Raw genomic sequence first — 13,379 nt, forward strand, 5'->3', positions numbered from 1 at the left:
ACGGCTAGACGGAAAAGCCGGCAAGTATAGCGGGGATGGCACCTGTGGCGTAAGGCCGGGCGTGGGGTGGCTGACTGGTGGGCGTGCGTGTGGTTACGGACGACGCGGCGGAAGCAGTCGGGTCAGGCGGGCATCCAGGCGGCGTTTCAGCTCGGCTTCGATCTGCGGCACGAAATCGTCGATCACATCCTGCAGGATCAACTGAGCTGCAGCTCGAAGTTCGCTATCCAGGCGGTTCATCTCGCTATCGCGGCTGACACTCTGGCTTACGGTTTCACGCAGGGTTTGCGCAACCGGTGGCTTGGGCGCAGGTGCTGGCGCTACCGCTGCCACCTTGGGTGGTGGGGTCACGATATCCGAGAGGACGGGGATGCTGTCCGGGTCGAGGGTGTCGATCAGCAGCGGTGGTTCGAGGTTTTCATCGCCCAGCAGTTGGCGGATCGACTCCAGGTCGTTCAGCAGTTGAGCGGGTTTTTGCGGAGGCTTTGGGGTGTCCATACTGTGCAACTAGAGTTCGACTCGTTTGGGATCATACCCGCGCTGCCGGTAGCTGCGGAAATTCTCCCGGCAGGCGGTCAGTAGGTCGGGTTCCTGGTTGACGATTTCAATCACCCGGCTAAAGCGCTCGACCTGGGGTGAAAGGGTGCTGCCGAGGTTGATAAGCACGCCCTGAGTGCTGCTGGGCTCTTCGTCCTGGCCAATCACCACCGGTGCGTGCGCGTCATCCTGGTAGAGACTGTGCGGCACAAAACTGTCCGCCTTGAAGTGCCACAACAGTTCATCCACCTCGCTGCATTGCTGGGCATCGCTGCCGCGCAGAAACACCGGCAGGCCGGCGCGCCAGGCTTTCATCGCCAGTTGGCAGGCTGCGCGCAGGCGCTCGGCCGGCACGGCAGTGGACAGTACGTAGAATTCGATTCGGGGCATGGCGGCACGCTTAGGCGTTGGTTGCAGGAGCGGCTTGCTGACAGGCGCGCAGCTTACCAGTCAATCGCAGTTAACACCGCTCCTACTAAGGTGCCCGTAACTCAGGCGTTGCTGCGATCCAGCAAATACTGCGTCAGCATCGGCACCGGACGACCGGTCGCGCCTTTGTCCTTGCCACCGCTGATCCAGGCCGTACCGGCGATATCCAGGTGCGCCCAGTGGAAGTTTTTGGCAAAGCGCGAGAGGAAGCAGCCCGCCGTGATGGTGCCGGCTTTCGGCCCGCCGATATTGGCAATGTCGGCGAACGGGCTGTCCAGCTGCTCCTGGTACTCGTCATACAGCGGTAGCTGCCAGGCGCGGTCGTCGGCGGTCAGGCCGGCACCGAGAATCTGCTGCACCAGTGCGTCGTTATTGCCCATCAGGCCGGAGACATTGCTGCCCAAGGCCACGATGCAGGCGCCGGTAAGGGTGGCGATGTCGATCACCGCTTGCGGCTTGAAACGCTCGGCATAGGTCAGGGTATCGCACAGCACCAGACGGCCTTCAGCGTCGGTGTTGAGGATTTCCACGGTCTGGCCGCTCATGGTGGTGACGATGTCGCCGGGGCGCGTGGCGCCGCCGCTCGGCATGTTCTCGGCACAGGCCAGCAAGCACACCAGGTTGATCGGCAGTTGCAGTTCCAGTACGGCCTTGAGGGTGCCGAATACGCTGGCCGCACCGCACATGTCGTACTTCATTTCATCCATGCCAGCGGCTGGCTTGATGCTGATGCCGCCGGTGTCGAAGGTGATGCCCTTGCCGACGAGGGCGTAAGGGTTCTCGGATTTTTTGCCGCCCTGGTATTGCATGACGATCATCCGTGGCGGCTGGTCGCTGCCTTGGGCCACGGCGAGGAAGGCGCCAGCGCCGAGTTCCTTGAGTTTCTTCTCGTCGAGAACATCGACCTTGAGGTTTTTGTAGGCTTTGCCCAGGGCTTTAGCTTCTTCGGCCAGGTAGCTCGGGTGGCAGAGGTTCGGCGGCAGATTGCCCAGGTCTTTGGTGAAAGCCATGCCGGCGGCAATCGCCTGGGCGTGCGTGCTGGCGCGCTCGGCGTCGGCCAGGTTGGCTTTTTCCGTAAGCAGGGTGAGCTTCTTCAGTGCGCCGGCTTCGGCCTTCTGGCTCTTGAAACGGTCGAAGCAGTAGCCGGCATCGGCCAGGCTTTCCACCATCAGGCGGGTTTTGCCGTAGGTGTCACGGCCTTTGACCTGCAGCTCGTCGAGTGCGAGTACCGCGTCACTGCCACCGAGGCTTTTCAGGCTGCTGTAAATGCTGGTGATCAATTTGCGCAGTTGGCGGTCAGACAGTTCGCTGTCTTTACCGGCGCCGACCAGCAGTACGCGTTCGGCTTTCAGGTTTGGCAGGTTGTGTACCAGCAGAGTCTGGCCGACCTTGCCGACCAGGTCGCCGCGCTTGAGCAGAGCACTGATTGCGCCCGCGCTGGCGGTGTCGATAGCCTTGGCGGTTTCGCCGAGTTTTTTTCCCTCACCAACAGGGATAACCAGGGTGGCGGTTTTTAGTGTTTCTGGGCGGGCGCTTTTAACAATAAATTCCATTACGTGGTGTCCCCAAGACAAGGCGTCGGTATTGCAGGATAATGCCGGCTATTTTTCGATGGTTCGCCAGTTGGGCGAGCCGGCAAGCAGTGCGGCTAGTTTGATCTTAGCCGCCTGAGCCTGACAACCCTGGAGTGTCTGGTTTGATCGTCTTCCGTTATCTGTTCCGTGAAGTGTTGCTGACCCTGAGTGCCGTGAGCGCGGTGCTACTGGTCATCATTATGAGTGGCCGCTTTATCCGTTACCTGGCCCAGGCGGCGCAGGGTCTGCTCGACCCCGGGGTGCTGCTGATGATCATGGCGTACCGCATCCCTGGTTTTTTGCAGCTGATTCTGCCATTGGGGCTTTTTCTCGGCATTTTGCTGGCTTATGGCCGCATGTACCTCGACAGTGAAATGACCGTGTTGTCAGCCACCGGCATGAGCCAGCAGCGCTTGTTTGCCTACAGCCTGGCTCCGGCGGCTCTGGTGGCGTTGCTGGCGGGCTGGTTGAGCCTGGGCCTTGCTCCGCAAGGTGTTGAGCATGTGGCGCGGATTCTCAATCAGCAAAGTGCCATGACTGAACTCGATACCTTGGTGCCGGGGCGTTTTCAGTCGATGAAAAATGGCTCGCGTGTGACCTACACCGAAGAGCTCTCGGAGGATCGCGGTTCGCTGACCGGGGTTTTCATCTCCGAGAAACAGCTGTCCAGCCAGGGCGACAAGGAACGTGGTATCTCCGTGCTGGTCGCCGAGTCCGGTCGCCAGGAAATTCAGGCGGATGGCAGCCGCTACCTGATTCTGGAAAACGGCTACCGCTACGACGGTAACCCCGGCCAGGCCGATTACCGCGCCATCAAATATGAAACCTATGGCGTATTGTTGCCTAAGCCCCAGATTGAGGCGGATGTGACAGATCGCGAAGCGATGCCAACCCGTGAACTGATTGGCAGTGACAAACCGCGTATGCAATCCGAGCTGCAGTGGCGCTTGTCGATTCCGGTGCTGGTTTTTGTGGTCACCCTGCTGGCCGTGCCGCTGTCGCGGGTCAATCCACGTCAGGGGCGTTTCCTTAAGTTGTTGCCGGCCATCCTCTTGTACATGGCCTATCTGGCGCTGCTGATTGGCGCGCGTGGTGCGCTGGATAAAGAGAAAATCCCCGCAGCCCTGGGCTTGTGGTGGGTGCATGGGCTGTTCGCATTGATCGGGCTGCTGTTGCTGTATTGGGAGCCGCTGCGCTTGCGCTGGGCGGCCCGTCGTGTGGCGCTGGAGGTGGCCCGTGGTTAAGTTGGATCGCTACATCGGTGCACAGGTATTTGTCGCCATTCTTGCTGTGCTGGGCATCATTGTTGGCTTGGCACTTCTGTTTGCCTTTATTGACGAGTTGGGCGATGTCGAGGAGAACTATGGCCTGCTCGATGCGCTCTGGTACGTGCTGCTGACAGCGCCGCGGCGTCTCTATGAAATGCTGCCGATGGCGGCGCTGATCGGTTGCCTGATTGGGCTGGGTTCGTTGGCCAGCAACAGTGAGCTGACCATCATGCGGGCTGCCGGTGTGTCGATTGGTCGGATCGTCTGGGCGGTTATGAAGCCGATGCTGGTGCTGATGCTCGTCGGTTTGCTGATCGGTGAGTACCTCGCGCCTTATAGCGAAAATCAGGCTCAGGCCAGTCGTGCCATGGCGCAGGGCGGTGGTGAAGCGCAGAGCGCCAAGCGCGGTCTGTGGCATCGCCAGGGGCAGGAGTATGTTCACATTAACGCCGTGCAGCCTAATGGTGTATTGCTCGGGGTGACCCGCTATCGTTTCGATGGACACAAGCGCATGCAGTCATCGAGCTTCGCGCGGCGTGCGCAGTACCAGGGCGATCACTGGCAGCTGGACGATGTTGCAACCACGCACTTTCGTGAGCGCAGCAGTGAGGTCATCAAGCAGGACAGCGAGCGCTGGGATGTTGAGTTGACACCGCAGTTGCTTGGCACCGTAGTGCTGGCCCCTGATGCGCTGTCGATTACCGGGTTGTGGGGTTATATCCACTACCTGGCTGAGCAGGGTCTGAGCAACAGTCAGTACTGGCTATCGTTTTGGACTAAGGTTTTGCAGCCGTTGGTGACAGCTGCATTGGTGCTGATGGCCATTTCCTTTATTTTCGGGCCATTGCGTTCGGTGACGCTGGGGCAGCGTGTATTCACTGGTGTGCTGGTCGGTTTCGTATTCAAGATCAGTCAGGATCTGATGGGGCCGTCGAGCCTGGTATTCGGCTTTTCGCCGCTACTGGCGGTGTTGGTTCCTGCGGGCGTCTGTGCGTTGGCGGGTATCTGGTTGTTGCGGCGAGCGGGCTGACGTTATGAGAAAAAGCCGGCACATGCAGTGATGCGTGTGCCGGCTTTTTTTGTGCGCAGTTGAATTAGCTTGAGTTGTTCTGCTGGTCAATGGCGAGTGGTAGCAGTCGCTATTTTTTATGGATGTTCTTTGGCAGTTGAACGACTTGGCTTTCTGAATAAATGTCATGCCAGCTGCGGCTTTCCTTGTCCCAGAGCATCCAGAAGAACCCCAGGCCGAACAGCAGCCAGGAGCCTATGGCCACCAGAAATCGCAACAGCGCTTGCCACAGGCTGATGGCGCTGCCATCGCGGTTTTGGATCCGCAGGCCCCAGACCTGCATGCCTAGGGTCTGGCCGTTGTGCGTCCAGAACTTGGCAAAGAAGCCGAACAGGCTGAGAAACAGCAGAGTCGATAGCAGGGGGTCGCCGTCCAGTGCTCCTGAATCTGACATCTGCTTGAGTTGCGCCTCGCCGTAGAAACCCATCAGGATCAACTTGTAGATGAACGTCACCACAATCAGCAGTGCTACGCACAGCAGGAAGTCATAGAACATGGCGGCAAGGCGGCGGATCAGTCCGGCGCTGGGGAAATCACCCTGCGGGCGCAGCAGGTGGTTCGGCATAGTCGGCTCTTTACTCAATCGGCTAGCGGGATGGCGGCAACAATACTGTATTCGGGGTAGGTAAGGTGATCATGTGCATTGTGCCGGCTGGAATTGGCGTGACATTCAGCAGCCATAAAAAAACCCCTGATGCTGCCATCAGGGGTTCTTCGAAGCGGCAGGATTACTCCTGGATTTGCACTTCGTCAGCCTGCATGCCTTTTTGGCCCTGCACGGCGATAAAGCTGACCTTCTGGCCTTCTTTCAGGCTCTTGAAGCCGTTGCCTTGGATCGCGCGGAAGTGCACGAACAGATCCGGACCGCTTTCAGGAGTGATAAAACCAAAACCTTTCTCGTCGTTAAACCACTTGACGGTACCGTTCTGACGATTCGACATGTTGTATTCCTTGAAACTTGAGTTGATGACAGCCGCTACTCGATATGAGGGGCTGATACTGGTTGCAAGGAGTAATGCGGCGTCGAGCGGGATGTAGCGGATCGCGATGATCTACTGCACCAGGTCACGATTTTCGGCGACCCATGCAAACACAGTGCAGAAACTCTACGCTAACTTTCACGCAAATGCCAATCCCTGCCAAGGCATGCAAATGCTGGGTCTTAGCCGGTTTTCGTCGATTTGTCTGATGGGGTCAGAGCTGCTGATGCGGCGCGCTAAATCACATGGGTTTCGTTTTTTGCGCAGGCAATAAAAAAGGCCTTGAGTCTCAAGGCCTTTCTTCGAGTTTATGGTGCCCCGGGGGAGACTCGAACTCCCACTTCTTTCGAAAACGGATTTTGAATCCGCCGCGTCTACCGGTTCCGCCACCGGGGCACAATGGCGGCGCAGTATAGGGATGGTGTCGGGGTTGGTCAATCCACTTGCGTGGTCAGCATGCACGATTTCCGGTAAGCTTTGCCGCCCTGCTAGACGATCCCCTTCCGACCATGCGTGTTGCCGACTTCAATTTTGAACTGCCTGACGCTCTGATTGCCCGCCATCCCCTTGCCGAACGCCGTGCCAGCCGTTTGCTGGTGCTCGATGGGCCGACGGGTGAGCTGGCGCATAAACAGTTCAGTGATCTGCTGGATTACCTGCGTCCCGGCGATCTGATGGTGTTCAACAATACCCGGGTGATTCCGGCGCGACTGTTCGGCCAGAAGGCTTCGGGCGGCAAGCTGGAGATTCTGGTCGAGCGCGTACTGGACGCTCACCGCGTGCTGGCTCACGTGCGTTCGAGCAAGTCGCCCAAGCCGGGTTCGATGATCCTGATCGACGGTGGTGGTGAGGCCGAAATGGTCGCGCGCCACGATGCGCTGTTCGAGCTGCGCTTTGTTGAAGACGTGCTGCCACTGCTGGAACGGGTCGGCCATATGCCGTTGCCGCCCTATATTGATCGGCCGGATGAGCTGGCCGACCGCGAGCGCTACCAGACTGTTTATGCCAACCGTGCCGGTGCTGTTGCGGCGCCGACCGCCGGGCTGCATTTTGATCAGCAGCTGCTCACGGCAATTACCGAGAAAGGTGTTGAACAAGCGTTCGTGACCCTGCACGTCGGTGCTGGCACCTTCCAGCCGGTGCGGGTTGAGCGCATCGAAGATCACCATATGCACAGCGAATGGCTGGAGGTCGGCCAGGATGTGGTCGATGCCGTAGCCGCCTGTCGTGCGCGTGGTGGTCGAGTGATTGCCGTCGGCACCACCAGTGTGCGTTCGCTGGAGAGTGCGGCGCGCGATGGCGTGCTTAAAGCCTTTAGCGGAGACACGGACATCTTTATCTACCCAGGGCGGCCGCTGCATGTGGTCGATGCGCTGGTGACTAACTTCCATTTGCCGGAATCAACCCTGCTGATGCTGGTGTCAGCGTTTGCCGGTTACCCGGAAACCATGGCGGCCTATCAGGCGGCGATTGCCGGTGAATATCGTTTTTTCAGTTACGGTGATGCCATGTTCATCACCCGCAACCCCGCGCCGCGCGGGCCAGAGGAACACTTATGACGCGCACGTGCCGCATGTCTTTCGAATTGTTGGCGACCGAGGGCAAAGCGCGCCGTGGTCGGCTGACTTTCCCCCGTGGTGTGGTGGAGACCCCGGCGTTTATGCCGGTGGGCACCTATGGCACGGTCAAGGGCATGCTGCCGCGCGACATCGAGGCGATTGGTGCGCAGATCATTCTCGGCAACACCTTCCACTTGTGGCTGCGTCCTGGCACTGAAGTGATCAAGAAGCACGGCGATCTGCATGACTTTATGCAATGGCAGGGGCCGATCCTCACTGACTCCGGTGGTTTCCAGGTGTTCAGCCTGGGGGCCATGCGCAAGATCAAGGAAGAGGGCGTGTACTTCGCCTCACCGGTGGATGGCGCCAAGGTGTTCATGGGGCCGGAAGAATCGATGCAGGTACAGCGCGACCTGGGGTCGGACATCGTGATGATTTTCGACGAGTGCACGCCCTATCCGGCCGAGTTCGATGTGGCCAAGCGCTCGATGGAGTTGTCGCTGCGCTGGGCCAAGCGCTCGAAAGAGGCGCATGGCGACAGCACGGCGGCGCTGTTCGGCATCGTCCAGGGCGGTATGTATGAAGAATTGCGCAAAGTCTCTTTGGACGGGCTGGAGCAGATCGGCTTTGACGGTTATGCCATCGGCGGCCTGTCAGTGGGTGAGCCGAAAGAGGAAATGCTCAAGGTGCTGGATTACCTGCCGCCGCAGTTGCCGGTTGATAAGCCGCGCTATCTGATGGGCGTGGGCAAGCCAGAGGATCTGGTTGAAGGCGTACGCCGTGGTGTGGATATGTTCGACTGCGTAATGCCGACTCGCAACGCGCGCAACGGCCACCTGTTTGTTGATACTGGTGTGCTGAAGATTCGCAATGCCTTCCACAAGCATGACGAGTCGCCGCTAGATCCGACCTGCGACTGTTACACCTGTAAACATTTCTCCCGCGCCTATCTACATCATCTGGATAAATGCGGCGAAATGCTGGGTAGTATGCTCAATACAATCCATAACTTACGGCATTATCAGGTGCTTATGGCTGGTTTGCGCGAGGCTATTCAACAGGGTACATTGGCCGCCTTTGTCGATGCCTTCTATGCCAAGCGTGGGCTGCCAACGCCGCCTCTGGATTGATTCCCAACCTTTAAAGACCCTTGCAACAGGAGTGTTACATGAGCTTTTTTATCCCCGCTGCTTTCGCTGAAGGCGCCGCACCGGCTGCCGGTCCTGCTGGTAGTGGTTTTGAATGGGTGTTTCTGGTCGGCTTTCTGGTCATCTTCTATCTGATGATCTGGCGCCCGCAGGCCAAACGGGCCAAAGAGCACAAGAACCTGATCGGTGGTCTGCAGAAAGGCGACGAAGTGGTCACCAGCGGCGGTATTGCTGGCAAGGTGTCGAAAGTCTCCGATGACTTCGTGGTCATCGAAGTGTCCGATACTGTCGAACTGAAAATTCAGAAAGTGGCCATCGCCGCTTCGCTGCCCAAGGGCACGCTGAAAGCGATCTAAGCAACACACCTTTACCATTCGACGGGGCGCTTCATGCGCCCCGCGTCATAACGGGCGGCGTCATGCTCAACAAATTCCCTGTCTGGAAATACCTGCTGATTCTGGCTGTGCTGGCAATCGGCACTCTCTATTCCCTGCCCAATCTGTACCCGGATGATCCGGCGATCCAGATCAGTGGCAACAGTACGGCCATGCGCGTCGAGCAGGCCGATCTTGAGCGCGTCAAGCGCACTCTGGAAGACGCTGGTATTCAGGTAAAAGCGATCACCCTGGCTAGCGAAGGCCGTGCCGGTCTGCTGCGCCTGAACAAGGCCGAAGACCAGCTGCCAGCCAAAGAGTTGGTACGCAAGGCGCTGAGTGATGAGTTCGTGGTTGCCCTGAACCTGGCGCAAACTACGCCGCAGTGGCTGCGTAACCTGGGCGGTAGCCCGATGAAGCTGGGTCTGGACTTGTCCGGTGGTGTGCACTTCCTGATGGAAGTGGACATGGACAAGGCGCTGGATGCCCGCCGCAAGGTTTATGAAGGCGAGGTCAAAAGCCTGCTGCGCAAGGAGCGCGTGCGCTACCGCAGCCTGCCTGAGCTTGATGGCGCCATTCAGTTGGGTTTTGCCGATGAAGCGGCGCTGGAGAAAGCTCAGCAGCTGATCCGTAAGGACTTCAACGATTTCGATATGATCACCGTGCGGCGTAATGAGCTGCAGGTGCTGCGCCTGACGCTGACGCAGGCCAAGCTGGCGGAAATCCGTGAGTATTCGATCAAGCAGAACCTGACCACCGTGCGTAACCGGGTCAACGAGCTGGGTGTTGCCGAGCCGCTGGTCCAGCGCCAGGGTGCCAATCGCATCGTGGTCGAGCTGCCGGGCGTGCAGGACACCGCTGAAGCCAAGCGGATTCTCGGTAAGACCGCCAACTTGGAGTTCCGTCTGGCTGCCGAGCCGGATGCTGCCAAGGCTGCGACCGAAAGTTTTGAATTCCGTCAGGAAGGCCGTCCGCCGGCGCAGCTGGAGCGTGAGCTGATCATCACCGGTGACCAGGTGACTGACGCTCAGGCCAGCTTTGACGAGAATGGCAGCCCGCAGGTGAATATCCGTCTGGATGGCCGCGGTGGTGACCTGATGAACCGTGCGACCCGCAGTAATGTCGGGCGCAGCATGGCGGTAATCTTTATCGAGCAGAAGCCGGTTTCCCGTTATGTGCGCCAGGTAGTCGATGGTGTCGAGAAGGAAGTCGAGCTGCAGACCTTCGTTGAAGAGAAGAAGATCATCAGCCTGGCGACTATCCAGTCGCCGCTGGGCAGCCAGTTCCGTATCACTGGGCTGGACGGTCAGGGCGAATCGTCCGAGCTGGCCTTGCTGCTGCGTGCAGGTGGTCTGGCGGCGCCGATGTACTTTGCCGAAGAGCGCACCATTGGCCCGAGCCTGGGGGCCGACAACATCACCAAGGGTGTTGATGCGTCGCTGTGGGGCATGCTGTTCGTCTCGCTGTTTATCATCGCCATTTACCGCTTCTTCGGGGTGCTGGCGACCATCGCACTGGCGTTCAACATGGTCTTGCTGCTGGCCTTGATGTCGCTGCTCAGCGCCACCCTGACCCTGCCGGGTATTGCCGGTATCGTGTTGACCATGGGGATGGCGGTGGACGCCAACGTGCTGATCTTCTCGCGGATTCGCGAAGAGATTGCCAATGGCATGTCGATCCAGCGGGCGATTCATGAAGGCTTCGATCGTGCCTATAGCGCGATTCTCGACTCCAACCTGACCACCTTGCTGGTCGGCGGGATTCTGTTTGCCATGGGCACCGGGCCGGTCAAGGGCTTCGCTGTGACCATGTCGCTGGGTATCGTGACGTCGATGTTTACCGCGATTCTGGTGACTCGCGCCATGGTCAACCTGACCTGCGGCGGGCGTGACTTCAAGAAGCTGTGGGTCTAAGGGGCTTAGATGATGCGTACGATTAATTTTATGGGTGTGCGCAATATTGCGTTCGCCATCACCGTGCTGCTGACTTTGCTTGCGTTGGGTAGCTGGTTTTACAAAGGTTTGAACTTCGGTCTGGATTTCACCGGCGGCACGCAGATCGAGTTGAGTTACGCGCAGCCGGCTGATCTGGGCAAGGTGCGTGATCAGTTGGCAGCGGCAGGTTTTGCTGATGCCGTGGTGCAGAGCTTTGGTGCGACCACTGATGTGGTGGTGCGTATGCAGGGTGATGATCCGGATTTGGGGCGCAAGGTGGCGGATGCGCTGCAGCAGTCGGGTGATGCGCTGCAGGTGAAGAAGGTCGAGTTCGTTGGCCCGCAGGTGGGTGAAGAGCTGCGCGATCAGGGTGGCATCGGCATGTTGCTGGCTCTGGGGGGCGTGATGCTCTACCTGGCTTTCCGCTTCCAGTGGAAGTTTGCCCTGGGTGCGGTGCTCTCTCTGGTGCATGACGTGGTCGTGACCATGGGTATTCTGTCGTTCTTCCAAGTGACCTTCGACCTGACGGTGCTCGCGGCGGTGCTGGCGATCATCGGCTACTCGTTGAACGACACCATCGTGGTGTTCGACCGGGTGCGCGAGAACTTCCGCGTGCTGCGTAAGACCAGTCTGATCGACAACATCAACATCTCCACCACGCAGACCCTGTTGCGCACTGTCGCGACCTCGGTGTCCACGCTGTTGGCGATTGTCGCGCTGTTGTTGTTCGCTGGTGACAACCTGTTCGGTTTCTCGGTGGCGCTGCTGATCGGGGTCTTGGCTGGTACGTACTCATCGATCTATATCGCCAACGTGGTGCTGATCTGGCTCAACCTGAGTGTGGATGACCTGATTCCGCCTGTGGTGGCTGAAGAGGTGGATGAGCGCCCCTGATTCTGCGCGTCTTATCGCAAATAGCTGTATGAGCCGGGCCGGTGTTGAACTTGCCCGGTTTTTTTATGCTCCAAGGCCGGGAGTAAGGTGCGTTAAGCGCCAAGCAGCGGTTCTTGGAGGTCTGTGTGAATAAGTCGATGTTGGTCGGGGTGGTGCTGGGTGCGGTGGGGGTGACGGCAGGCGGGGCGGTCGCTACTTACAGTATTGTCAGTGCCCCAGAGTATGCTGAAGTGCTTGCGGTTAAGCCGGTCAAGGAAACCATCAAGACGCCGCGTGAGGTGTGCAAAGAGATTGCCGTGACGCGTCAGGCGCCGGTCAAGGATCAGTACCAGGTAGCCGGAACGGCGATTGGTGCAGTGGTGGGCGGCTTGCTGGGTAATCAGGTTGGTGGTGGCAATGGCAAGAAGCTGGCGACAGTCGCGGGTGTGGTGGGCGGCGGTTATGCCGGTAACAAGGCCCAGGAGCATCTGCAGAGTCGTGATATCTACACCACGACTGAAACCCGTTGCAGTACGGTGACCGACACCAGTGAGAAATTGGTGGGCTACGACGTTAAATATGAGCTGGATGGCAAGGTGAGTCAGGTGCGCATGGTCAGTGATCCGGGGCGGCAGATTCCGGTCAAGGATGGTCAACTGGTGTTGGTCGATCAGTCCAGCTGATCGAAAGCTTTCAGTGGATATAAAAAAGCGCCCCGTGAGGCGCTTTTTTGTTGGGGTTTGATCAGCGTTTCAAGGAGGCTGACAAGTGCGGCTGAATGGCTGTCAGTACGGCTTTGAAGCACTTGGCGTTACCGGCAACGATCTGGCCCTTTTCCAGGAAGTCGTGGCCGCCGCTGAAATCACTGACCAGGCCGCCTGCTTCCTGAATCAGCAGTGCACCAGCGGCCATGTCCCACTCGGACAGGCCAAATTCCCAGAAGGCATCGAAGCGGCCGGCGGCCACGTAGGCCAGGTCCAGGCTCGCTGCGCCTGCGCGGCGTACACCGGCGGTCTGGCCGACAAGGCTGCGGAACATGCTGATGTAGTTCTCCAGATTTTCCATCTGGCTGTCGCGGAACGGGAAGCCGGTGCCGAGGAGGGCGCCTTCCAGGCTCTTGCGGTTGCCGACGCGCAGGCGGCGGCCGTTGAGGGCAGCGCCACGGCCACGGCTGGCGGTGAATTCTTCCTGGCGTACCGGGTCGATGATCACGGCGTGCTCAAGGCGGCCACGGTATTTGCAGGCGACGCTGACAGCGTAGTGGGGGATGCCGCGGATAAAGTTGGTGGTGCCGTCCAGTGGGTCGATGATCCACAGGTAGTCTGCGCCGTCGCCGCTGCCTTCGCTGAGGCCGCTTTCCTCGCCGAGGATGCCGTGGTTCGGGAACGCTTTGCGCAATGCCTGAATGATCAGCTGCTCGGCGGAGCGGTCAATTTCAGTTACGTAGTCCTTGGCTTCTTTCTCGTCGACCGAGATGACGTCCAAGCGTTCGGTCGAGCGGAAGATCATTTCGCCGGCGCTACGGGCTGCGCGCAGCGCGATATTCAGCATGGGCTGCATGGATGTTCACCTGGGTCGTTAAAGAAAGCCGGCCATTCTAGCAGAAAAGTGTGGCGGTTGAAGCGCAACCTGCG

14 protein-coding genes and 1 tRNA gene are annotated in these 13,379 nt (G+C 59.0%); 8 read left to right on the forward strand and 7 right to left on the reverse strand.

The annotated features are described in order from the left end of the window. Positions 1 to 93 precede the first annotated feature (93 nt). From DBR00_RS07835 to DBR00_RS07845, 3 genes are all read right to left on the reverse strand, one after another. Positions 94 to 498 (reverse strand): DNA polymerase III subunit chi, encoded by a 405-nt coding sequence (locus DBR00_RS07835; protein WP_108488408.1) that lies wholly within the window; start codon positions 496 to 498, stop codon positions 94 to 96. 9 nt (positions 499 to 507) lie between these two features. Further along, positions 508 to 927, reverse strand: a complete 420-nt coding sequence (locus tag DBR00_RS07840; protein ID WP_108488409.1) for a DNA polymerase III subunit chi — start codon at positions 925 to 927, stop codon at positions 508 to 510. Positions 928 to 1,028: 101 nt separating this feature from the next. Next, on the reverse strand, positions 1,029 to 2,519 hold the full coding sequence (locus DBR00_RS07845) for a leucyl aminopeptidase (protein ID WP_108488410.1): 1,491 nt from the start codon (positions 2,517 to 2,519) through the stop codon (positions 1,029 to 1,031). A 143-nt stretch (positions 2,520 to 2,662) separates the two neighbouring features. Here DBR00_RS07845 and lptF point away from each other — a divergent pair, with 143 nt between their 5' ends. After that, complete coding sequence (lptF, locus tag DBR00_RS07850; protein WP_108488411.1) at positions 2,663 to 3,784, forward strand: LPS export ABC transporter permease LptF; 1,122 nt, start codon at positions 2,663 to 2,665, stop codon at positions 3,782 to 3,784. Then, positions 3,777 to 4,838 (forward strand): LPS export ABC transporter permease LptG, encoded by a 1,062-nt coding sequence (gene lptG, locus DBR00_RS07855; RefSeq protein WP_108488412.1) that lies wholly within the window; start codon positions 3,777 to 3,779, stop codon positions 4,836 to 4,838. The genes lptF and lptG overlap by 8 nt, the downstream gene beginning before the upstream one ends. 109 nt (positions 4,839 to 4,947) lie before the next feature. On the opposite strand, the gene DBR00_RS07860 is transcribed toward lptG, so the two are convergent. The 3 genes from DBR00_RS07860 to DBR00_RS07870 all read right to left on the reverse strand — a co-directional run bounded on the left by DBR00_RS07860 (position 4,948) and on the right by DBR00_RS07870 (position 6,253). Next, positions 4,948 to 5,442, reverse strand: coding sequence for an RDD family protein (locus tag DBR00_RS07860; protein ID WP_108488413.1), 495 nt, complete (start codon positions 5,440 to 5,442; stop codon positions 4,948 to 4,950). Positions 5,443 to 5,605: 163 nt separating this feature from the next. Then, positions 5,606 to 5,818, reverse strand: a complete 213-nt coding sequence (locus DBR00_RS07865) for a cold-shock protein (RefSeq protein WP_090248782.1) — start codon at positions 5,816 to 5,818, stop codon at positions 5,606 to 5,608. Positions 5,819 to 6,168: 350 nt separating this feature from the next. Further along, positions 6,169 to 6,253: transfer RNA gene (locus DBR00_RS07870), tRNA-Leu, on the reverse strand. A gap of 113 nt (positions 6,254 to 6,366) precedes the next feature. On the opposite strand from DBR00_RS07870, the gene queA reads away from it, so the two are divergent. The 6 genes from queA (at position 6,367) to DBR00_RS07900 (ending at position 12,428) form a co-directional block, all read left to right on the forward strand. Beyond that, positions 6,367 to 7,416, forward strand: coding sequence for a tRNA preQ1(34) S-adenosylmethionine ribosyltransferase-isomerase QueA (gene queA / locus DBR00_RS07875; protein ID WP_108488414.1), 1,050 nt, complete (start codon positions 6,367 to 6,369; stop codon positions 7,414 to 7,416). Positions 7,417 to 7,430: 14 nt separating this feature from the next. Further along, on the forward strand, positions 7,431 to 8,546 hold the full coding sequence (tgt, locus tag DBR00_RS07880; RefSeq protein ID WP_177479933.1) for a tRNA guanosine(34) transglycosylase Tgt: 1,116 nt from the start codon (positions 7,431 to 7,433) through the stop codon (positions 8,544 to 8,546). 38 nt (positions 8,547 to 8,584) lie between these two features. After that, positions 8,585 to 8,920 (forward strand): preprotein translocase subunit YajC, encoded by a 336-nt coding sequence (yajC, locus tag DBR00_RS07885; protein ID WP_090375534.1) that lies wholly within the window; start codon positions 8,585 to 8,587, stop codon positions 8,918 to 8,920. Positions 8,921 to 8,982: 62 nt separating this feature from the next. Further along, complete coding sequence (secD, locus tag DBR00_RS07890; protein WP_108488416.1) at positions 8,983 to 10,851, forward strand: protein translocase subunit SecD; 1,869 nt, start codon at positions 8,983 to 8,985, stop codon at positions 10,849 to 10,851. Positions 10,852 to 10,860: 9 nt separating this feature from the next. Continuing rightward, positions 10,861 to 11,766: a protein translocase subunit SecF gene (gene secF, locus DBR00_RS07895; protein ID WP_108488417.1), complete on the forward strand. Its 906-nt coding sequence runs from the start codon at positions 10,861 to 10,863 to the stop codon at positions 11,764 to 11,766. 125 nt (positions 11,767 to 11,891) lie between these two features. Then, positions 11,892 to 12,428: a glycine zipper 2TM domain-containing protein gene (locus DBR00_RS07900; protein WP_108488418.1), complete on the forward strand. Its 537-nt coding sequence runs from the start codon at positions 11,892 to 11,894 to the stop codon at positions 12,426 to 12,428. 61 nt (positions 12,429 to 12,489) lie between these two features. Here the strand turns inward: DBR00_RS07900 and suhB are convergent, their stop codons facing one another. Continuing rightward, positions 12,490 to 13,305: an inositol-phosphate phosphatase gene (gene suhB, locus DBR00_RS07905; protein WP_108488419.1), complete on the reverse strand. Its 816-nt coding sequence runs from the start codon at positions 13,303 to 13,305 to the stop codon at positions 12,490 to 12,492. Positions 13,306 to 13,379: the final 74 nt, after the last annotated feature.

Source organism: Pseudomonas sp. HMWF032, assembly GCF_003060885.1.
Classification (GTDB): Bacteria; Pseudomonadota; Gammaproteobacteria; order Pseudomonadales; family Pseudomonadaceae; genus Aquipseudomonas.